14 protein-coding genes are annotated in these 21,327 nt (G+C 57.0%); 3 read left to right on the forward strand and 11 right to left on the reverse strand.

Going from position 1 to position 21,327, the window contains the following annotated elements:
- Window positions 1-259: 259 nt before the first annotated feature.
- Window positions 260-2,497, reverse strand: coding sequence for an alpha-galactosidase (locus ACIX8_RS04225; protein WP_014264081.1), 2,238 nt, complete (start codon window positions 2,495-2,497; stop codon window positions 260-262).
- Window positions 2,498-2,657: 160 nt separating this feature from the next.
- Between ACIX8_RS04225 and ACIX8_RS04230 the strand changes: the two genes are divergently transcribed.
- A complete protein-coding gene (locus tag ACIX8_RS04230) occupies window positions 2,658-3,752 on the forward strand; it encodes a LacI family DNA-binding transcriptional regulator (RefSeq protein WP_014264082.1) in 1,095 nt (364 codons plus the stop codon).
- 14 nt (window positions 3,753-3,766) lie between these two features.
- Here ACIX8_RS04230 and ACIX8_RS04235 read toward each other — a convergent pair whose 3' ends face one another.
- Window positions 3,767-5,767: a glycoside hydrolase family 97 protein gene (locus ACIX8_RS04235; protein WP_014264083.1), complete on the reverse strand. Its 2,001-nt coding sequence runs from the start codon at window positions 5,765-5,767 to the stop codon at window positions 3,767-3,769.
- Between the two features lie 329 nt (window positions 5,768-6,096).
- Between ACIX8_RS04235 and ACIX8_RS04240 the strand changes: the two genes are divergently transcribed.
- Window positions 6,097-7,050 (forward strand): aldose epimerase family protein, encoded by a 954-nt coding sequence (locus ACIX8_RS04240; RefSeq protein ID WP_014264084.1) that lies wholly within the window; start codon window positions 6,097-6,099, stop codon window positions 7,048-7,050.
- Window positions 7,051-7,515: 465 nt separating this feature from the next.
- Here the strand turns inward: ACIX8_RS04240 and ACIX8_RS04245 are convergent, their stop codons facing one another.
- The 8 genes from ACIX8_RS04245 to ACIX8_RS04280 form a co-directional block, all read right to left on the reverse strand.
- Window positions 7,516-7,932 carry a cupin domain-containing protein gene (locus ACIX8_RS04245; protein WP_014264085.1) on the reverse strand — a complete coding sequence of 139 codons (417 nt, stop codon included), beginning with the start codon at window positions 7,930-7,932 and terminating at the stop codon, window positions 7,516-7,518.
- Window positions 7,933-7,989: 57 nt separating this feature from the next.
- Window positions 7,990-8,994: a zinc-binding alcohol dehydrogenase family protein gene (locus ACIX8_RS04250; RefSeq protein ID WP_014264086.1), complete on the reverse strand. Its 1,005-nt coding sequence runs from the start codon at window positions 8,992-8,994 to the stop codon at window positions 7,990-7,992.
- Between the two features lie 136 nt (window positions 8,995-9,130).
- Entirely contained in the window at window positions 9,131-9,970 is an 840-nt protein-coding gene (locus tag ACIX8_RS04255; protein WP_014264087.1) for an oxidoreductase, read from the reverse strand.
- Window positions 9,970-10,608 (reverse strand): TetR/AcrR family transcriptional regulator, encoded by a 639-nt coding sequence (locus tag ACIX8_RS04260; protein WP_014264088.1) that lies wholly within the window; start codon window positions 10,606-10,608, stop codon window positions 9,970-9,972. The genes ACIX8_RS04255 and ACIX8_RS04260 overlap by 1 nt, the downstream gene beginning before the upstream one ends.
- Before the next feature lie 446 nt (window positions 10,609-11,054).
- A complete protein-coding gene (locus ACIX8_RS04265; RefSeq protein ID WP_014264090.1) occupies window positions 11,055-12,185 on the reverse strand; it encodes a lactonase family protein in 1,131 nt (376 codons plus the stop codon).
- 256 nt (window positions 12,186-12,441) lie between these two features.
- Entirely contained in the window at window positions 12,442-13,893 is a 1,452-nt protein-coding gene (locus ACIX8_RS04270) for an efflux transporter outer membrane subunit (RefSeq protein WP_014264091.1), read from the reverse strand.
- Window positions 13,890-15,095, reverse strand: a complete 1,206-nt coding sequence (locus ACIX8_RS04275) for an efflux RND transporter periplasmic adaptor subunit (RefSeq protein WP_014264092.1) — start codon at window positions 15,093-15,095, stop codon at window positions 13,890-13,892. The genes ACIX8_RS04270 and ACIX8_RS04275 overlap by 4 nt, the downstream gene beginning before the upstream one ends.
- A gap of 14 nt (window positions 15,096-15,109) precedes the next feature.
- Window positions 15,110-18,289, reverse strand: coding sequence for an efflux RND transporter permease subunit (locus ACIX8_RS04280; RefSeq protein ID WP_014264093.1), 3,180 nt, complete (start codon window positions 18,287-18,289; stop codon window positions 15,110-15,112).
- Window positions 18,290-18,549: 260 nt separating this feature from the next.
- Here ACIX8_RS04280 and ACIX8_RS04285 point away from each other — a divergent pair, with 260 nt between their 5' ends.
- Entirely contained in the window at window positions 18,550-19,452 is a 903-nt protein-coding gene (locus ACIX8_RS04285; protein WP_014264094.1) for a LysR family transcriptional regulator, read from the forward strand.
- Window positions 19,453-19,476: 24 nt separating this feature from the next.
- On the opposite strand, the gene ACIX8_RS04290 is transcribed toward ACIX8_RS04285, so the two are convergent.
- Window positions 19,477-21,087, reverse strand: coding sequence for a glycoside hydrolase family 43 protein (locus ACIX8_RS04290; protein ID WP_014264095.1), 1,611 nt, complete (start codon window positions 21,085-21,087; stop codon window positions 19,477-19,479).
- Window positions 21,088-21,327: the final 240 nt, after the last annotated feature.

Genomic DNA, 21,327 nt, shown 5'->3' on the forward strand with positions numbered 1-21,327 from the left:
TAGTTGTCATTCCGAGCGTAGCGAGGAACCTGCTGTCTCCCGTTTTTCGCTTGTGCTACCGCAAATGTTATAGATCAGCTCAAGTCAGACCTCAGCTCTATCCCATATGTTTCCGGGTAATGCGAACGAAGAGCGGGAGACAGCAGGTTCCTCGCTGCGCTCGGAATGACAACCAGAAAGGCAAAAGCAAAATACAGGCACAGCCACTCTGGGCTGTGCCTGTAACGTTCTTTCGAGGCTGAGTGTGATGGAATTCTCTCTAATTGCTCCGCGTCAGCGTAAACGCCGCTGCCTGAAAGTCGCCACGCAGATCGAGATCGAGGCCGTGGTGCATCCAGTACGCGCCGCTGGCTTGGGCAGGAGTATCGCCAGCCAGCTTGCCTGCGAACGCATGAGCGCTGTACATCGCGTTCTCATCGAGTCCACGCAGGAAAATGCGCGGGAAGGATGAGTACTCGGTGCTGGAGTGAAGAAACGCAAAGGTGACCGCCTGCTTTCCATCGCGTGAGACGGTCTCCGTGACGGATTGCTCGCTGTTGTTCTCGGGCGTGATCAGGCGATAGAGCTCTCCGCGCTGCACTGTTTCGCGAATGGATTTGTACTGCGTCACCATCTGCGTGGCCTTCGTGAGCTCTTCGGGAGTCCACTTGTTGAGGTTGGCTCCGATGCCGAGTGAGCCCTGCATCGAGGAGAGGAACCGATACTCCAGCGAGAGCGTGCGGTTGTTCACCCAGGTGGGAGACTCCGTCACCCAGGCCATCATGACTCCCGGCGTATACGGATAGCTGAAGCCATTCTGGATCTGCAGACGGTCGTAGGCATCGGTGTTGTCGGAGGGCCAGACCTCGTCGGTGTACTGCATCACACCCAGGTCGACGCGGCTGCCTCCGCCGGAGCAGGACTCGATCTCTACGTTCGGATGATTCTGCCGCAACTCCGCAAGGATCGAGTAGAAGTTACGAGTGAAGTCGACATAGACATTCTTCTCCTGGTCCTGCGGAACAGCGGGCCAGCCGGGTTCGGACCAGTTGCGGTTGTAGTCCCACTTGAGAAAAGAGATGTCATTTTCCTTGAGCAGCTTGTCGAGAAAGCCGTAGACATACGCCCGCACGTCAGGCCGGGCGAGATTCAACACGAGCTGGTTGCGTCCCTCGGTGCGTGGGCGGCCGGGGAAGTTCAGCACCCAGTCCGGATGCTTGCGATAGAGGTCGCTGTCCGGGTTGACCATCTCGGGTTCGACCCATAGGCCGAAGTCCATGTTGAGTGAGTGCACTTTGTCGATCAGCGGCTTGAGGCCGTGCGGAAACTTCTGCGGGTTCACATACCAGTCGCCCAGTCCCGCGTGATCGTTCTTGCGTCCGCCGAACCAGCCGTCGTCCATCACGAAGCGCTCTACACCAAGGCTCGCAGCCTTTTCTGCAAGCGCGATCTGTCCTGGCTCGTCAACGTCGAAGCCGGTGGCCTCCCATGAGTTGTAGAGCACAGGACGCAGCTTCGGCGTGGGATGATGCGGCAGCAGGGAATCGATCTCAAAGCGGTGCAGCAAGCGAGAGGCGCCACCGATTCCATGAGCCGAGTAACCGCCATAGAAGTAGGGTGTGGTGAACTTCTCGCCCTTCTTCAGCAGGTATCCGAAGTCGAAGGCATTGGGGCCGCCGGTTACGCGCACCTGCTGCTTCATATCCTGTTCGATCGCAATCTGCCACGAGCCGCTCCAGCCGAGCGCGCCAAACCACACGCTGCCCTCGTCCTGGTCCGCGCTGACATTGTGGTCGATAGCAAACCACGGATTGTTCTGGGCCCCCGTGGTGCCGCGGCGGCTTTCAAGAATGGTCTTGCCGGGCTGAATGGGTCGCTCCTGGAGATTCCACTCGGCGGCCCAGCCGCCGGTGAGATAGCGCAGCCGGTAGTCGGTGCCGTGCGGCAGGTTCCACGTGCCTGCGGCAACCTGCTCGATCGTGAACGGCGCATCGGTACGATTCTCGATGGTGGCTGAGCGCCGCAGGATGCCGGTCTCCGCGTCAGGCTGATACTCGAGCGTGACATAGACTTCGCGTGAGATGTCCTTCATGACAACCGAGAGCATATTGCCGTCGATGCGGTGCGAGACATACTTCAGCACCACGTCGCGATTGCCGTCCGGAAAGGTGATCTTCAGATCGGGCTCAACGGTGAGACCTCCGCCCCAGCTAACAAACTCCTGGGGCGTGTTGGAGGTCGAGAGATCGAAGCCCCCACCGGACGTAGCTTTCGCGGCTGGAAAGGGATCGTTCGCGGTGAGCCGCTTTCCCCAGTAGAGTGTCTGCAGTTGACCGTTTTCGTTGATGCCGAGGACGTACGTGCTGTCCGCGGCATCGATACGAAAGACCCGTGACGAGGCGTCGTATTGGGTGGTGGCTGGCGCCGTCTGGGCCACTACGGTTGAGGCGCAAAGGCTAGTTGAAACAAGAAATGCACAGGCGATCAGGCCCCATTTCGTCTTCGATCGGTCTTTCATTGGTCTCCTTAAGAAGCTGTCAAAAATAGAGGTGGAAGGTTTCAGAGGCTCAAAGGGATGAAGATGACTTTTTCCATCCTCGATGAACAAGATTCACCTGTGCCGCAGAGATGAGAGAATGGTGCGGTAATCTTCGTGTTGAAACCACGCAAGGCAGGCCATGCAAAACGGAAACGCCGGAATCAAGGATATTGCAAAGGCACTGAAGATCTCGATTGGCACGGTCGACCGGGCATTGCACGAACGGCCTGGTGTAAGCGCCAAGACGAAGGCGCGCGTGCTGCAGATGGCCGAGCAGCTCGGCTACAAGCCGAACCTCGCGGCGCAGGCGCTTAAGCTGAATCGCCGGCTGTCGATCGGCGCGGTTCTGCCGAAGCATATCTCGCACTTCTTCGATCCTCTGCGTGCCGGCATTCGTGCTGCCGCCGCCGCTGCTGTTGGAATGCAGGTGAGCCTTACGTTCCACGAGTATCCCCGGCTTGGCGTCGGAGATGTCGAAGCGATCGAGAAGGCTCTGCGGCAGCACTATGACGGGATTATTTTTCTGCCGGGCGATACCCGCAAGTTCGATCCGTTGATCCGAAAGCTCTCTCGCAGCGGAACGGCGATGATGTGCGTGGGGAGCGATGCTCCGAATACGGATCGGGTCGGCTCCGTGGCGGCCCACGCCTATGTCAGCGGCGCGATTGCGGCGGAGCTGCTGGCGCATAAACTTACACACAAGGCGAACGTGGCTGTCTTCAGCGGCGAGCTGTTCACGCTGGATCATGCCGAAAAGCTTCGGGGTTTTGCGGCGACGCTGGCGGTGCAGGCTCCTCATCTGACTCTGCTGCCCGCTCTCGAGAGCCACGAACGGCCTAAGGAGGCCTATCGTCAGGCGCTCACGCTCATGCAAAGCAAAGACCGGCCGGAGGGCCTTTACCTGAGCACCGCGAACAGCATGCCGGTATTGCGCGCCCTCGATGAACTCGGACTTCTGGGCAAGGTTCAGATCGTTACGACGGACCTCTTCCAGGAGCTGGTGCCGCTGATTGAGTTTGGGAAGGTGCTCGCGACGATGTACCAGCGGCCCTACACGCAGGGCAAGGTCGCCTTCGAGAGCCTGTTGGCTTACCTGAAGGAAGAGAACAAGCCGAATCCCGTGATCCGGCTTGCTCCTCATGTCATCTTTCGCAGCAACCTGTCGCTCTTCTCCGGTCTTATCATCGACACGGACGAAGAGCTTGAAACAGAGTTCAGGTCGCGCAAGAGTTAGGGACTCCATACGAATTACCGCAATTTCCTGAGCGGCAGGAAACGAATCGCGCATCCGCCTCCCTCGGCAAGCTTGAGGGTGAGCGTCTGGCCTCTGCGCACGGTCTGTTTGCGAATCACGACGTGCTTCGGATTTGTATTGGCGTCCGCACCGTCTTCATACAGCTCTGCCGTAAATTCCCCCTCCGGAAGAAAGCTGAGAGGGACCTGCAGCGTGCGCGAGGTCCAGTTCGTCATGCTGCCCAGGTACCACTCATCTCCGTGCTGGCGTGCGATCGTGACGAACTCGCCCGGCGTTCCGTTCAGCACGTGGGTGCTGTCCCATGAGGCAGGAACGTCTTTGATGAACTGGAAGGCGGGCTGGCCTGCATACATCTGCGGGCTGTCGGAGACCATCTGGATCGGGGTCTGGAAGATGACATACAGCGCAAGCTGCTGCGCTCTCGTGCCCATCACCATGGGGCTGGTGTCCTGGGGGAGGAAGCCGTCTTCCGTTGCATTGTTGAAGCCGCCGGGGGTGTAGTCCATGGGGCCTACGAGCAGGCGGGTGAAGGGGAATACGGACCTGTCCACCGGGCTGTCGCGACGACCCATCTTATTGTTTTCGAGGCCCAGCACGCCTTCGTAGCTCATCACGTTGGGATAGGTGCGCTCCAGGCCCCACGGAGTGCGCGTGCCATGGAAGTCCACCATCAGATGGTGCTCCGCGGCCTCTCGTGCTGTGTCGTAGTAGAACTGCACGCCCTCCTGATCGTCGCGGTTGATGAAGTCGATCTTGATCCCCGCTACGCCCCATTTTTCAAAGACGGGAAAGGCCTCTTTCATCTGGTTCTTTACCGCTTCGGAGTAGCACCAGATCCAGACCTTCACATTCTTCGTTGCCGCGTAGCGCACTAGCTCCGGCACATCGACCTTTCCGTTTAGATGGGAGAGGTCACGCCCTGACCAGCCCGCATCCAGCATCATGTAAGGAAAGCCAGACTGCGCGGCAAAGTCGACGTAATGCTTCATATTCTCAGTTGTAAAGGAAGGCTTGTTGTTTTGATCGACATCGTTCACCCACCAGTTCCAGGAGGCCTTGCCGCCTTTGATCCAACTGGTGTCCTGCACGCGGCTGGCAGGATTGAGGTCGTACTGAATAGTCGATTCCACCAGCCTGCCTGGATCGTCGGCTACCAGCAGCACACGCCAGGCAGAGTGATGGGGAAGAGTGCCCACCACTGCATACTCCGGTTGATCGGCGCGGGGAGCGAGTTTGGAGACGAACCAATGTCCAGCCCAGTTTCCGGAGGGGTTGGTGACGTACATCGAGCTGTTGCCTTCAATGTCGGCTTCCATGAGAGCCAGCCAGGCTGTACCGGGTTCGTGCATGAGCAGCGGCAGGCCGATCAGGAAGTTGCTCGAAACGCCACCCTGGTTGCTCAGCGCGGAGGTCACCAGCTTCACATACTCGCTCTCATAGCTGCTGCGATAGTTCGGCAGAGCCAGCAGCCAGTCCGTCGCATCCGTGGTGAGCTTGAACTCCGTGTCTTCCTGCTTCAGGTGGAACTCTTTCTCCGAGCCCTGCTCAGGCAGCACATAGCGGAACCCGATGCCGCCGTTGTAGGCGTGTGCCTCGATGTCCATCGTGCGATGTCTGGCGCCTTCTTCGGCAACATGCAGCGTAAGGCTGTTGTAGGCATCGTGCACCTTGCTGGTCTTCTGGTTCTGCAGGGTGTAGTCATCCACTCCCTTTGCCGAGTCAGCTCCCGTGATGCGCACGTCGGAGCCCAGTGCCGGTTCGTCCCCCAACTCCAGGGCCAGCGCGGAATCGGCGAGCACGGGTTTGCCGTGGAACTCCAGGGAGTACACCAGCTTCCCGCTGCCATTGGTGCTGTTCTTCTCCGGCGACGTTTTGAAGTGCATCACCAGTTGTTGATCTGGAGAAGAGAGAGTCACAGGCGATGTCTGGCTGTACGAGTGGGAGGGAAGGACGAAAGCCACGCTGGCGACGAGCAAAGAGCTGCAAATCTTCACGGTGGTATACCTCAAACAAAGTTGAATGGACGAACTTGGTGAATCGGAAGAAGGAGCTATTATTGTGTACGTTACCGGAATCACAGTAGGCGTTTCAGGCTGATATTGTCAAATGATTTATTGCATTACGTGTACGTTACCTATTGGTGTTTTATGTATGAAAAACTTGATCCATCGAAAAGACCGATGTGGGGGATTTCGCTAAAATTACGGTGCCAGCTGTGGGGTAAAGTCTGTATTCGTAATCGGTCTAAGCCGTCGTTCTTGCTGCTTCAGAGACGATAGAAACGACAGTCAGGTAGCCTGAAGAAGGCTAGAGAGAGAAAGTGATGAGCCAACCGGAGACCTTCCTGCTGCAGAATGCTGAGCTTGCCGTTACCGTCCTGCCGGCCGAGGGCGGGCGTATCGCCTCGCTGGTAAGCCGGCGCTCCGGGCTTGAGTTCCTTACGCAGGCTCGTGTCGATCGCACACCTGTTACGCCCAGCCTGAAGGCAGCCTTTCGAGACGGGCCATGCGCAGGTATAGAAGAGTGCCTGCCTACGATTGGAGCTTGCGGAGAAGAGACAGAAGGCGGGGCTGCTCCGGACCACGGCGACTTCTGGCAACTTGGCTGGGATATAGACGGAGCCCCAGATCAAGAACATCTGCGGCTCCAGGCAACAGGATTCAGCCGTCCCCTGCGGTTCTCGAAAGAACTCTCTCTGGAGGGCAGCACGCTTATAGTACGGTACCGCGTCGAAAATCTCTCTTCGCTACCAACCTCCTTTCTCTACGCGTGTCATCCGCTGTTTGCCGTCTCCGAGGGAGATCGCGTGGTGCTGCCGGAGGAGATTCGGGAACTCGAACTGTATTACTCTCTTGGCGATCGTCTCGGCGCACCGGGCACGGCAATCTCATGGCCCCAATCTGTAGAGGGAATCGATCTTTGTGTTGTCGGTGCTCGTAATGCTGCAATCGCAGAGATGCTCTACACCGATCGGCTGCAGCGAGGCCGTTGCGGTCTGTATCGTGCTGCCGCAGGGCAGGGGCTCATCCTATCCTTTGACGCGGAGCAGCTGCCCTATCTTGGTCTATGGCTCTGTTATGGCGGATGGCCCGATCCTGGCGTGGAGCCTCTCCAGTACGCCGTGGCCCTTGAGCCTACCTTTGCGCCTCTGAATACATTGCTGGGAGCACAACGGGCAAATCTAGCCCCCGTGCTTGCCGCAGGGGAGAGCCAGGAGTGGAGCATCGCCTTTCAGATCACTACACCCGGCATCCAACTGGCAGACTTTTCGCTTTAGGACGTGTCATCAAACTATTGTTGAAATGAAGTTGAGCTATGCGAACAGTTTGTTGAGACACGAATCGGAAGGGCCCGGTTTCAACCGGGCCGCAAAAGGCAGCATTCAACGCTCTTCCTTTCTGCCGAAGGCTGAAGCGGAGACATAGCCGGAGCGACTGAATTGCTTTCTTCGATTGCGGCGAAATGGCTGGCCACATCCTCGAATGTGTCCTCGGATGGTGCTTGTGCAGCCTGGGCCGTACGAAGGAAGGCAATTCAGTCGTTGCGCCCTGCGGGCTTCACTCCGGCCTTCGGCAGAGTGGAAAGGGTCTGTAAACGCTGCTTTTGCGGCACGGTTGAAACCGTGCCCTTCGGATCTGTGCCTCAACAAACTGACTGCACACTTCGACCACACTTCAAGTGCAATTTGATGACACGCCCTAGGATTGCTGACTTTAAAGAAGATTATTTGCTGGCCAGATCCTTAGCTCTTCCCACGAATAAAACTCTCCGGCGTGCCGTCTTCAGGATTTACGAAGATGATGTCCGTAGGATTGCGCCTGGGAGTATCAACCGAAAAGAAGACGACAGGTCCTTCCAGAATGCGGGGCAGAGCGTGAACGACGCCGCGTTTGAAGAAAAGAAGATCGCCCGGGGCAAACTCTGCTCCGTTCGAGGCGTCGCCCATCCAGAAGCTTCCTCTGCCCGATAGAACATAGAGATACTCATCCGAGCCTGCGTGATAGTGGGGCGGGGTCTCTCGATAGACACGAAAGACGCGAGCACTTGCAGCCTCTTCGTCGGTCAGATAGGTGTCGAGCAGTAAGGTGTCGGCCGTATCGGGAAAGGCTTGCGCGATTTCATTTAGCTTGAAGCGTTGGAAGCTTTGCTTTTCTTCCATGAGGTTTCTCCTGGAGTTAGATCATTTAAATCGCTTGCTTCAATTGCACCAACCGAATCAAAAGCCTTCCAGCACGAGTTTGCCGCGTGCCCGGCCGCTTTCAAGCAGTGTGTGCGCCTTTTTCAGATTGGCGGCATTGATAGTGCCGAGTGTGTCGGCAATGGTGGTGCGAATGATCCCGCTATCGACAAGGTCTGCAACCTTATCCAGCAGCTGATGCTGCGCGATCATGTCGGGCGTGCCGAAGAGCGAACGCGCGAACATGAACTCCCAGTGCAGGGAAGCGGCTTTGCGCTTGAGTGGCTTTGCGTCGAGGGCTTTGGGGTCGTCAATGATGCCGATCTTTCCCTGTGGAGCGAGCACTTCCACCAATGCGGGATAGTGCATCTCGGTGGCTGTCAGGCTGGCAATGTACTCGACCTCTGGAGCGCCAAGAGCACGCAATTGCTCCGCCAGGGATTTGGAGTGGTCGATGACATGATGCGCGCCGAGATCAAGGCACCACTGTTGTGTCTCCGGCCTCGAGGCCGTCGCGATCACCGTCAAGCCGGTGAGCTTGCGTGCGAGTTGGATCAAAATAGATCCCACTCCACCCGCTCCTCCAACGATCAGTAAGTTGGCCGGGTGATCAGGAGTAACTTCCAGGCGATCGAACAGCAGCTCCCATGCGGTGATCGTAGTCAATGGCAGCGCTGCGGCGTGGGCGAAGTTCAGGGTTCGCGGCTTCTTTCCTACGATGCGCTCATCTACCAGGTGCAGTTCCGCGTTCGTGCCGGGACGAGCAATGGAGCCCGCATAGTAGACCTCATCGCCGGGCTTGAATAGCGAGGTCTCAGGGCCAGCCTCTTTCACTATTCCCGCTGCATCCCAGCCGAGGATCTTATATTCACTGCCCTCGGGTTTTCCGCTGGCGCGTACTTTTACATCCACCGGATTGACGGAGATGGCCTTGACCTCGATCAGGAGATCGCGCCCTTTCGCGTGTGGCTCAGGAAGCTCGATATCGAGTAAGGATTGTGGGTCTTCGATAGGCAGTGGTGTCTTGTATCCAATGGCTTTCATGCTTCCCCCTGAGAAAGAGCATGACAGAACAACGATGAATGTGTCAGTAGGCACCTGTTTCCCAGGCCGTGTCCAAAAGTGAAGCATGGAGCGGACAGAATGATCTTCCGCTCCATGCTTCGAAGACGAGCCGATGTTAAATCGCGTCGAAGTCGGTGGAGATCGAGAGCGAGCGGTATGCCTCGATCTCAGCCTTGAGCGAGTCGAGCTTCTCTTCGACGAGCTTCACTGCATCCGGTCCAAGCAAAAGATGCGCGGGCGGATTCGGGTCCGCGAGGATCGTCAGCATGGCTTTGGCTGCCTTCACTGGATCGCCGCTCTGCTTACCATTGCGCTGCTGCCTTGCTTCACGCTGCGGCTCGAACATCTCGTCGTAGTCGGGGATGGTGCGTGGAGCGCGGCTCAGCGATCGGCCTGCCCAGTCGGTGCGGAATCCACCTGGAGCAACAGCGGTTACGAAGATGCCGAAGCCGCGGACCTCCTTGCCCAGAGTCTCGGAGAGGCCTTCCAAGGCGAACTTGCTTCCATGATAGATGCCGACACCGGGAAACGTGATCAGGCCACCCATCGATGTGATGTTGAGGATGCGTCCTGAGCGGCGCTGGCGCATGAAAGGCAGTACTGCCTGCGTGACGGCCAGGGCTCCAAAAACGTTGACCTCGAACTGCCGCCGGATCTCCTCCATCGAGGACTCTTCGATGGGGCCCTCCATGCCGTACCCCGCATTGTTGACCAGGACCTCGATGCCGCCGATGGTCTTCTCTACTTCGGCAACAACCTCCGGGATGCGAGCGTACTCCGTCACGTCGAGCACGCGGGCGAACGCTTTGCCCGGTGCCGTGGCCGTGAAGTTCCTGGCGGCTTCCTCATTGCGCACTGTGCCGACCACGGTCCAACCCTGTGCCAGGGCCTCTTGTGCCAGTGCGAGCCCAAGCCCGGAACTGACGCCTGTAATCAGAATCGTTTTGTCTGCCATTATCTTTTTCCTTTCACTGTTGGGCGGGCCGGCTCTTTGCCGACTCCGCGAAAAGCTCCCGCTATCAAGGCATCCGCTTGCGCATCGCTGAGAGGGGCATGGCCCGTCAGAAGCCGAAAGATCATCGGCCCACTGATCAGGTCGAGGACTGTATCCATCGCCAGGTCAGACTTGATGTCTCCACGATCGACGCCACGCTTCCAGATGCTCTCTATGACCTCACGGCGTGGCATAAGGAAACGTTGGAGGAATACCTCTCCGAACTCAGGATCGTTCTGTCCTTCGGCCAGGAGCTGCCGAAAGGTACGTCCGACCGGACCGGTATAGAACCGGATGACGGAACGAAGATGTAGAGCGAAGTCTCTTTCCGCCGAGCCGGTGTCCGGCGGCACAACGTTCTTCCGCATGGAGTACATCACCGCGTCGAGAGCCACGTAGGCCTTCGAGGGCCACCAGCGGTAGATCGTAAGTTTGCCGACTCCGGCCTTCCTGGCGATGGCCTCAATGCTCAGGTCACGCAGAGAGGTCTCCTTCAACAGCTCTGTCGTGGCGGCGAGAACGGCTGCTTGCGACGCTTCGCTGCGAGGCCGTCCCCGGCCTGAGCCGGAGTGTACTCCTTCACCGATCTCTGCGAGCATAGCTTCCACGTTTCTGTAGATTCATTTATTTACGAAACGATTCGTATTATTTATAAAGATACCATCAACAGCCAGCTTACTTCGATCGATCGCCGGCCAGGTATTGGCTTGGCGAAGTGGGTAGGTAGTGTCTGACGGATCGACGACTACGCTTTTGTTGTTATCTCTGAGATGGGTCCGGGCTTTAGCCCGGGCATTACAGGATAGACATGAAAGGGGCTTCAGCCCCTGAGACATGACTTCCTCCCCTTGGCATTTCTGCTCGTGGAGAGGAGGGCATATCCCAGGGGCTAAGCCCCTTTGGATCGGTCGTCGAGAATGTCCGGGCTAAAGCCCGGACCTATCTCAGAAGCAAAGAAAAAAGCAAAACCACTATCTCCAATTTGTCAGACACTACCTAACATCTGTGGCTGCGAATTGGATATTCGCAGCCACAGATAGGATGTTTACAGTGCTGCTATGCCGTTGAAGCCTGCGGATTTTGCGAAGTCTCCCGCTGTGCCGAGGTTTATGAGAGCGCCATCCTGACGGATACCGAAGACGCCAACATTGCCTGTGGCGGAGTTCAGCGTGTAAAGGTACTTGCCATCAGCGCTCACTGCGATGTCCAGATTGGTAGCGCCTTCAGGATTGTTTCCGACCACTGTTCCACCAATAGGCGTCAGAGCTCCGTTGCTGCCGATGGCAAATCCGGAGATGGTTGCGCTACCCGCGTTTGAGACGTAAACAAATTTGCCGTCCGGTGTAACTACATTCCAGCAGTTCGCAGATCCAAAGGTCGGGACGCTCTGGCTGATGGGAGATAGTTTGCCGTTTGTGGTGATCTTGTAAGAAGAGATCGCCGAACCATTGGTCGCTCCAGCTGCACCGGTTTCCGACACAATCGCATTTCCTTCAGGAGCAAAGTTGACTGAAAAAGCTCCGGGAGCAGGGCTGGGATTGACGATGATCGGGCTTAAGGTGCCGTTGGGTAGAACGTGGAAGATATCGATATTGTTAGCCAGTCTCTCTGTGACAACAAGAAACTTTCCGTCGGGGCTGAAGGCCAGCGAGGCCCCGCCGGTAACGGTAGCAGTCAAGAACATGGTCGAATCTTTAATCTGTTTCAACTGCCCGCCGAAGTCCAGCGTAAAGCCCACTACACTTCCTGCTCCACCCGAATTGAGGACGTAGACGAGGTTCTGGTGCTCCGCTACAGCTACCGGTTGGCTTCCGCCTGAAGGAACCTTGTTCAGAAGAATCAGAGCAGAATGCTGGACACTGAAGACCGATATATTTCCGCTGCCAGCATTGGCTGCAAAAAGTATTGAATGGTCCTGGCTGAGAGTCAGAGATCCCTGTGCCTCTAGCGGATCGGTGGTGCCGCCGCTTCCCCGGCCTTCTGTAGCGTAGTGCTCTCCTCCGCTCAGGAGTCCGTTCGTAGCACGTTCGTAAGAGATGATCTCGTTTTTATCGGCATTATTTGTCATGACGAATAATGCTCCATCATGCGCACGCGATTGGGCGACGGTAGGGGTTGGCGATACCAGACTAATTACCGCCGCGACCAGAGACAGACCACAAGTTACTTTGAACATTCCCAGCTCCTTGAAACAGATTGCACAATGCCGCGAAGAAATGGATCTACTCTCAAGAGAGACTTTGGCCATGCTTATTGGATCGTGCAACCGTTAGAGCTACGACGTCAGAGAAGGTTACAGCCTTCGAATTGATTAATCTGCGGTACATCTACGGATATGCTGCCCGATTAAATCGACATACATTTTGCTGTAAACTTTTTGCCGGGACAACTCTTCTCCGATCTATTGCATCGTGAGGCAGTCTGCCGGTTATTTACAGCTTAGGTAAGGTCGCAACATCCCAGCCTCCACCCAGTGCCTTGATCAGAAGGACATTGGCTTCAAACTGTCGCCGCATAATATCGATGTCGTTTCGCTCATTCGCCAGGGCTGTTGTTTGCGAAGTGACAACTTGCAGATAAGTATCGACACCGCCCTCATAGCGGTTTTGAAATAGCTGAAGGGCTTTTTCAGCAGACCCTGTAGCCTCATGCTGCTGTGCCGATTCTGTCTGGAGCACGTGCAGGACGACGATGTTGTCCTCTACCTGCTGAAAGGAGGTCAGCACGGTCTGGCGATAGTTGGCGACAGCGCCGTCGTAGCCTGCCCTGGCTGTGTCCGTGGTTGCCCGGCGTCTGCCTGCATCGAAGAGGGTCTCCGATAGTCCTGGACCGACGGCCCAAAAACGGCTGGGCCAGTTGAACCAGTTCAACAGGGAGGAGCCTTCAAAACCGGCCGCTGCTGACAGATTAAGCGTTGGATAGTAGGCAGCCTGTGCGATTCCAATCTGCTCGTTCGCCGCCGCCATGTGGCGTTCGGCAGAGGCGATGTCAGGACGTCGTTCGAGTAGTTGCGCAGGGAGAACGACAGGAATAGATGGCATAGCCGGAGGTCGCAAATTGAGAGGGATCGGCTGCAGGTCGAAGGCTGCGGGAGGCTTCCCGATGAGAATGGCCAGGGCATGTTCGTACTGCGCTCGTTGAACTGTAATCTCTGAAGCCTGAACGCGGGCGGCATCGAGTTGGGTCTTTGCCTGTGCGACATCGGACTCGGGCGCCGCACCACCCTCGAAGCGATTCACTGTCAGTTCGAGTGCCTGGCGATAGGCGGCGACAGTATCGTCGAGAAGCTTCTTCTGCGCATCCGCGCTCCGAACTTCGAAGTAGTCGATGGCAACTTCGGCATGGAGACTCAACCGCGCTGTCTCAAGATCGGCGGCGCTCGCCTGGGCCTGTTCCCTCGACGCGGTGACGGTGCGGCGCACCCTGCCCCAGAGGTCGACCTCGTAGTTGAGGTCGAAGGGGAGTGTGAAACTTCCCGTGCCGTTGTTTGCCAGGCTGGGCGAGAAATAGGGCTGGTCGGCTGAGTCGCGAACCGCTGAGATGCTGGGCGCTGTCCCAATCGTTGGAGCTTCAGCCGCGCGGTTGAAGCGGATCGCAGCCCGGGCTTCGCGGAAGTTCGCTTCGGCAATCTTCAACGACTGGTTCGAAGGTTCTACCTGCTCTTCCAACTCATTCAATTTCGGGTCGCCGTAGAGCTCCCACCACTTTCCTCGAATCAGCGTGCTATCCGGTTGGGCGACCTTCCAGCCATCCGATTCTTTCCAGTTGGTCAACTCCTTGAAGTCGGGTGCCAGGGGAGCTGTTGGCTTGGTGTACTTGGGGCCAACCATGCATCCGGATAACAACAATACGGTGGCGCTTAGGGGTAGAAGATACTTATTCATTGTCGTGCTCCGTCTGCCGGCTTCTGGGCGATCTGAACGGCGGCTCCATTCGCAAGGGAGTCCGAAGGGTTTACGATGACGGCATCCTGCGAGGAGAGGCCGCTGAGCACCTCTACGGAAGCCCCATAGTCCTGCCCAATCGTGATGGGAGTTAGCTGTATGTGACCATTGCGCACAACGCCTGCTCTTAATCCCTCAGAGCGGAAGAGCAACACATTGGTCGGAACGGAGACGGCGCTGGTGCTGGCCGGGACTTTGAGATGCACAAAGGCGTAAGCTCCCGGCATCAATCGTCCCGAGGGATTCGCCACGTCAACCTCTACGTTCAACGTGCGTGAGTTCGAGTCGATCGCGTCGGCATTTCGTACCAGCGTTCCCGTGAACTTCTCTCCCGGAAAGGCATCCAGAGTTACTGGAACCTGCTCTCCCGTCTTGATGGAGGAGGCATAGACCTCAGGGACGGGGATGTACACGCGCAGCTTCTGAACGGCGGCGAGGTGAAAGAGCTCTTTGGGGCCAGTGTTATCACCGGCCTGGATCAATGCTCCGATATCCGTGTTACGGGCCGTAATCACTCCGTCGAAGGGCGCGGTAATCCGCTCAAAGGCTTGAAGCTGTTCCAGCCGATCGACGTTGGCTTTATTCGAATCCACCAGAGCTTGTTTCGAGCCGAGATCGCTGATGGCTTGATCTGTCTCCTGTTGCGAGACGGAGTTGGTCTTGATCAGCTTCTGCCAGCGCGTTGCCGTAATCTGCGAGATCTGCAGATTGGCTTGAGCATTCTTGAGCTCCGCTTTCGCTTGTGCGAGTTGCTGGTCGAGTTCCGGGGTCTCGATCACAGCAAGAAGCTGTCCCTGCTTTACATGAGCACCGATGTCTACATACCAGTGTTGAACGTAGCCACTGGTGCGGGCATAGATAGGAGTGTCGGTAAAAGCCTGCGTGTTTCCAGGCAATTCAACCTCTTCCGCCTCGGAGTTCCCTTTGGGATAGACCACATCGACAAACGGTATGGCGGAGGCCTGGGCGACGGAATGCAACTGCTCCTCGGCTTCCACGCGTGAATGGATTCCCTTGAAGACGGCTAACCCAATACCAAGGACAAGGATGGCTCCGATGATGACGGGTCGCTTGCTGCGAGGCCGATTCTGAGAGGGCACTGGAGCGTTTGCTGCGGCAATGTTTGATTCATTCTGTGTCATGACGTAACTCCGCTTTAGGCTGTTGCGTGATCCTGGATGTCCTCAGAGGGGTCTGAGGGTATGATTTGAGTGTTGTGGTGGAACAACGTAAACACGGACGGAACAAAGACCAGGGTGGCGATGGTCGCGCAGAGCAGACCACCGATCACGGCGCGTCCGAGCGGCGCATTCTGTTCACCGCCGTCGCCGAGGCCAAGAGCCATCGGCACCATGCCGATCATCATGGCGAGAGCCGTCATGATGACAGGACGAAAGCGGGTGTTGCCTGCCTCGATAGCAGCTCTCAGAGCGTCTCCGTGAAGCTGCAGCCGTTCCTTTGCGAAGGAGACGACCAGGATGCTGTTGGCCGTCGCAACGCCGACGCACATCAACGCTCCCATCAAGGCTGGAACACTCAACGTCGTATGGGTGAAGAAGAGCATGAGAACGATGCCGGCCATGGCGGCGGGAAGCGCCGTGATGATGATGAAGGGATCAAGCCATGACTGGAAGTTCACGACGATCAGCATGTACACCAGCACGATTGCAAACCCAAGACCCAGCAGCAAACCGTTATAGGAAGCACGCATCGTGGTAATCTGGCCGCGTATGGTGATGAAGGTTCCACGCGGCAGGGACGCCCGATTCGCATCGACGATCTTCTGCACATCACGGCTGACAGAGCCGAGATCGCGGTCCTGCACAGCTCCATAGACGTCGATCACTCGCCGGATATTGTAGTGAGAGATAACGGCCATCTCGTGGGAGCGCTGCATCGATGCAACGTCCCCGAGTATCTCCGGATTATTTTTATTCCCGTCCGCGATCGGAATATTCTGAATATCCTTCACCGATTGAACGCGGTACTGTGGAGTCTGAGCGACCAGGTTGTAGTTCACCCCGTTATTCCAGTTGACGAAGAACATCGGCGTGACCTGGAAGCTGCCGCTCAAGGTGTTCAACACACTCGACGCGATATTCTGCTCCGTAAGTCCTGCCTGCGAGGCCTTCGTTCGGTCCACGTCAACGTTGAGCGTGGGATAGTCGAGAGGCTGCTGGATGTGGAGGTCCGCAAGGCCGGACACCTGGTGCAGTTGGGCCATCAGCTTTTCGGCGATGACATGGTTCGCCTGTACGTTGCTTCCTTCGATCTGCACATCGATCGGAGAGGGAAGACCGAAGTTGAGGATCTGGGTCACGATGTCCGCCGGCAGGAAGTAGAAGGTGACGCCGGGAAACTCTTGAGGAAGAGTCTTCCGCAGGTCGCGAACATAATCGGCTGTTGGACGATGGTGTTCGTTCAGTGACACGAGAATGTCGACGTCATTCGCGCCGAGTACACCGGAGGTCGAGTGCATCGTATTCAACGGGCTATACGGCAGGCCGATGTTATCGAGGATGTTGTCCATCTCGTTCGCTGGGACTTCCTTGCGAATCACGCCTTCGATGCGATCTGAGAGCTGTGCTGTCTCTTCGATTCTCATGCCCGTCTTTGAGCGAACGTGCAGGATGAATTGGCCGCTGTCGCTCTGTGGGAAGAAGTCCTGTCCGAGCCAAGGCACCAGGAGAAAGACGCAGAGACAGACCAGGAGAAAGGCGGGAATAAACAGCTTCCGATGAGTGACAAGCCGTGTCAGCAGATCGTGATAGGCGGCACGTACGCGCTCGAAGCCTCTCTCAAAACTTCTTTGAAAGTGCACGAAAGGGTTGCGTGAGTCTTCGCGGCCCTCATTGAGCTTGAGCATGTACATCGCCAGCGTGGGCACGAGCGTTCTGGAGAGAATGTAAGACGCGAGCATCGCGAAGACGACAGCTTCTGCGAGAGGGACGAAGAGATAGCGAGCTACTCCGCCGAGCAGAAAGAGCGGCATGAAGACGATGCAGATGCAGAGCGTCGAGACCAGGGCTGGAACCGCAATCTGCTGCGCACCATCCAAAATGGCTTGTTTGATGTCGGTCTCATGCCCCTCTTCGAGAATGCGGTTGACGTTCTCGATCTCAACAGTGGCGTCGTCGACCAGGATGCCGACGGCGAGAGCCAGGCCGCCGAGTGTCATGATGTTGATCGTCTCGTGCAGAAAGCTCAATACGATGATCGAGGTGAGAATCGAGAGGGGTATCGAGACGGCGATGATGATGGTGCTGCGCCAGCTCCCGATAAACAGCAGGATCATCAACCCAGTCAGAGCACCGGCGATCACGGCTTCTCGAATTACACCGCTGATCGCGCCGCGTACGAAGACCGACTGGTCGGAGAGCGGATTGATCTTCAGTTCAGGGGGCAGCGTTGCAGCGGCATGAGGCAGGATTCCGCGAATGCCTGAGACGACATCCAGCGTTGAAGCATTGCCTGCCTTCAGGATGGAGAGAAGCACGCCGCGGTGTCCGTCCTGGCGAACTACGTTGGTCTGCACGGCGAATCCGTCGCTTACGCGGGCAACCTCTCTCAGGTAGATCGTCGTGTGCCCCACCTGTTTGATCGGGATGTTATTCAACTCGGCGATGGTGCGAGGCGCTACATTCAGGCGCACATCCAGTTCGCTTTCCGCCACCTTGGCGGTGCCGGAGGGAAGGATCAGGTTCTGTGCGTTGACGGAGTTCAGTACGTCGTCAGGCGTGACTCCCTTGGACTGCATCAGGTTCTGATCCATGTTGATCATCACCTGCCGTTGTTTGCCGCCATACGGCAGCGGGATCACGGCTCCTGGAACCGTGATGAGCTGGGTTCTCAGGAAGTTGAGGGTGAGATCGTTCAACTGCGATTCGGACATCCCTTTTCCGGAGATTCCAAGCTGCAGAATGGGAACGCTCGAAGCGCTGAAGTTGATGATCTCCGGCGGCTGCACGTTCGGAGGAAGAAAGCGCTCTACAAACCCACCTGCCGCCACCACCTGGGCGTTTGCCGTATCGAGGCTCGTTCCGGGCTGAAGATAGATCTTTACTACCGCGACTCCGTTGTAGGTGGTGGACTCGATGTGCTGAATGTTATCGACCAGCGTGGTCAGCACCTTCTCATAAGGAGTGGTTAGGCGCGTCTCAAGGTCTTCAGGATTGAGTCCCGTGTAGGTCCAGGCGACGGAGATCACCGGGATATTGATGTTAGGAAAGATGTCCGTGGGGGTTTGAAGGATGATCGCTGGGCTAAGCAACAGAATGAGGAGCGCCAGGATAATAAAGGTATAGGGCCGATTGAGGGCTAATCTGACTATCCACATAATCTTGTTTTCGCTCCGGGGGGCCTATGTTGGCCTCCGCTTCGCTTCTCCTTGAGTGCTCTTTCTCTGGTTCACCTCTTCCGCAAGCCGCAATCCCGCAGAAAGGGTTATGCAGTGATAGATTCCTATCGTGCATACTAAGAATCATGAAACTTCTTAATAATCATTATGAGGATTGAGCATTCTGTGGGGCTGAAGATGGCATATAAGGAATCTTCAAGGAAGAATAAGCATCAGAAAGAGAAGAGGAGTCGAAGCGAATGAACCTGATTGATCTGGAGGCTTTCGTCTCTGTTGTAGACCATGGCTCGGTTGTGGCGGCGGCTGCCGGCCTTCATCTCACGCAGTCGGCTGTGACGCGCCGGATTCAGAACCTGGAAGACGCATTGGGGATGCCGCTACTCGATCGGCAGACACGGCCCATGCGTCCGACTCGCGCTGGGCAGGAGACGTACGAGTTTGCGAAGCCCGTATTAAGCTCTGTGAACGATCTGAAGACGGGCATCATGAACGGGGGGGAGCCCTCCGGCAATTTTCGTTTTGGAATGCCGCGCGGGCTGGGAGATCTTGCCATCGGTTCGCCGATACGATGTCTCCGCACGGAGTTCCCGAAGTTACAGATTCAGGCCTTTGTGCAGTGGAGCACGGTTCTTCTGGAGCGTCTCGCCAGTCGGACGTTAGATGCCGCCGTCGTCTTGATTCCCGAGGGAGTTGTCCCCCCGTCCTCCCTGGTAGCGGAGTGCATTGGAACAGAGCCGCTTTCTATCGTTGCAGCGAAGACGAAGCGCTTGCCGCCGTCGATCAACTTTGAAGAACTCTCTGAGGAGTCCTGGGTGCTGAATCCTCACGGATGCGGAAGTCGCCAGCTGCTTGAAGTGGCTTTTCTGCAGCGTGGATTGCCTTTTGTCTCAGCGGTGGAAGCAGAAGGATATGAGCTGCAGTTCTCTCTTGTGGCGGAGGGTGTGGGGCTCGGTCTCGCGATGCCGCAGGTGTTTCATTCCTCCCCCTTGCGCAAGCAGTTGAAACTGGTCGATGTGAAGGATTTCACTCCAAGGCAAAATATCTGGTTATTGCACTCCAGGCATATTGGCCGGTTAGCTCCGGCCGTTCGCTGTGTACGAGACACGGTGATCCAGTACCTTCACTACAAAGGCCGCCAGTAGAGGGTTTATCGCGCTATTTCAGAGCTACATCTTCGGCGCGATGGCCAGTGGCGCATAGTGTGCCCAGTCCACATCGACATAGCCCATAGCCTGAGCGTCTTCATCGGCATTGAAGGTGAAGATCGCGGGGCGAGCTGCCTTCCACCAGGTGAAGAAGATCGGGGTGGGAGTGCCCAGTGTTTGAAAGGTCTTTCCTTCGTTCGTGCTCCACGCGTAGGTGGCGGTCTCGTGGGAGACCGTCACCCGAAGTTGTACGAGGTCGGTCGTGATGGCTGGACCGTCGAAGGCCTTGCCATCCAATAGAGCGTGAAGCTGCCGTTTGCCATGGTCTTGCGTGACGAAGAGGGAGCCTGCCCGTTCCGAGAACATGGCCACTCCGGCTTGCTGTCCATCTGCCAGACCTTTCAGCTGCAGCGCTACCGTGAAGGAATAGCCTGGGTCCTGTCCCATTTCGGTGAGGGTGTTGCGTGCTTCCAGAAGGCTGTGCGCAGGCATGGCATAGAGGCGAAGGAACCCGCGGCGTTCCTCCAGGGACCAATGTGCAGGCTCGGGATTATGGTTCCATTCCCATTGCAGTCCGAGTTCGGAGCGAGAGAACTCGTCTGACGTCGCAGGACGAGCATTGGAGAGTGAACTTGCGGGCACGGGAGCGGAACTTACAGGCTCGCCCGTCACCTCATCGCTACCGGCCTTGCCGATGACGGGCCAACCGTTGTCCCATCGAACCGGTTCGAGATAGTCGATTCGTCCATACGCACCGGCGGAGTGAAAGTGCAGGAACCATCCTTTGCCGCCGGGCGTTTCAATATAGCCACCCTGATGGGGGCCATTGACGGACGTCGAACCCTGCGCAAGCACCGTGCGAACTTCATAGGGGCCCTCGATGCTGCGTGATCGGAGAACGGCCTGTGCTCCTGTGCTGACTCCCCCATAAGGAGCGAAGATGTAGTAGTAACCATCCCTCTTGTAGAGCTTTGGTCCTTCGAGCGTCGGCAGGTTTTTCGCATCCCGTTCGATCACTGTGCCGGCGTCGAGCACGGTGCGTCCATCCGGACTCATGTGATGCAGGATCAGCGGACCGGCGCCGACGCGTGAATGGATCAGGTAGGCCTGACCGTCGTCGTCCCAGAAGGGGCAGGGGTCTTCATAGCCTGGACCTGCCAGTACAGCTACGGGAGGCGTCCACGGGCCTGCCGGAGAGCTCGCCGAACTCATGAAGATTCCTTCGTCCGGCGTGGGGAAGTAGACGTAGTAGCGGCCAGCATGAAAACGGATGGCAGGCGCCCAGGCGCCTCTTCCATAGCGGTTGCCACCGATCATGCTGTAGCGGGGATCGATGTCGAGACGCGGAAATACGTGACCTACGATCGTCCAGTGCAGCAGGTCTGTTGACTTCAGGACAGGGATGCCCGGCATGAAGGAGAAGGTCGAGGCGACGAGCAGGTACTCGTTGCCTACGCGGATGACGTCAGGATCGGAGTAATCGCCCCAAAGGATCGGGTTGTGGTATTCCGCGCGGGACGTCGATTGTGCCGCGCCTGGCGATAGAAACCCGCAGGAAGGAATCAGAAAAAGAAGAACGTGGGAGAGCGTTCGGTAGGGTATGGAATGTTGCCATGTCTTCAGAATCTTCATATCGATTGCCTCCCATCTTATAGAAGGCAACTGCGGGAGGTTTGAAGCAGAGCCAGGCTAGAGGTACGCCCATGCTCTTGTTCGATCTCCCTCAGAATCGTCATCCTGAGCGTAGCGCTTCGCGTTTTTGCGAAGCGCGCAGTCGAAGGACCCCGAGGGATTTCATCTTGCCCATGGTGTCGAGACCTTTCTCACTACGAAAGCCCAAGCTCGAGCGCTCGGGGTAGAAAAGGTGCAAAG

The sequence above is a fragment of the Granulicella mallensis MP5ACTX8 genome (assembly GCF_000178955.2).
Lineage (GTDB): Bacteria > Acidobacteriota > Terriglobia > Terriglobales > Acidobacteriaceae > Granulicella > Granulicella mallensis.

Bases quoted from the DNA above. Each gene is read 5' to 3' on its own strand.
- ACIX8_RS04225 (WP_014264081.1), bottom strand. From the start codon at position 2,497: ATGAAAGACCGATCGAAGACGAAATGGGGCCTGATCGCCTGTGCATTT.
- ACIX8_RS04230 (WP_014264082.1), top strand. From the start codon at position 2,658: ATGCAAAACGGAAACGCCGGAATCAAGGATATTGCAAAGGCACTGAAG.
- ACIX8_RS04290 (WP_014264095.1), bottom strand. From the start codon at position 21,087: ATGAAGATTCTGAAGACATGGCAACATTCCATACCCTACCGAACGCTC.
- ACIX8_RS04260 (WP_014264088.1), bottom strand. From the start codon at position 10,608: ATGCTCGCAGAGATCGGTGAAGGAGTACACTCCGGCTCAGGCCGGGGA.
- ACIX8_RS04275 (WP_014264092.1), bottom strand. From the start codon at position 15,095: ATGACACAGAATGAATCAAACATTGCCGCAGCAAACGCTCCAGTGCCC.
- ACIX8_RS04270 (WP_014264091.1), bottom strand. From the start codon at position 13,893: ATGAATAAGTATCTTCTACCCCTAAGCGCCACCGTATTGTTGTTATCC.
- ACIX8_RS04255 (WP_014264087.1), bottom strand. From the start codon at position 9,970: ATGGCAGACAAAACGATTCTGATTACAGGCGTCAGTTCCGGGCTTGGG.
- ACIX8_RS04280 (WP_014264093.1), bottom strand. From the start codon at position 18,289: ATGTGGATAGTCAGATTAGCCCTCAATCGGCCCTATACCTTTATTATC.
- ACIX8_RS04250 (WP_014264086.1), bottom strand. From the start codon at position 8,994: ATGAAAGCCATTGGATACAAGACACCACTGCCTATCGAAGACCCACAA.
- ACIX8_RS04240 (WP_014264084.1), top strand. From the start codon at position 6,097: ATGAGCCAACCGGAGACCTTCCTGCTGCAGAATGCTGAGCTTGCCGTT.
- ACIX8_RS04245 (WP_014264085.1), bottom strand. From the start codon at position 7,932: ATGGAAGAAAAGCAAAGCTTCCAACGCTTCAAGCTAAATGAAATCGCG.
- ACIX8_RS04265 (WP_014264090.1), bottom strand. From the start codon at position 12,185: ATGTTCAAAGTAACTTGTGGTCTGTCTCTGGTCGCGGCGGTAATTAGT.
- ACIX8_RS04285 (WP_014264094.1), top strand. From the start codon at position 18,550: ATGAACCTGATTGATCTGGAGGCTTTCGTCTCTGTTGTAGACCATGGC.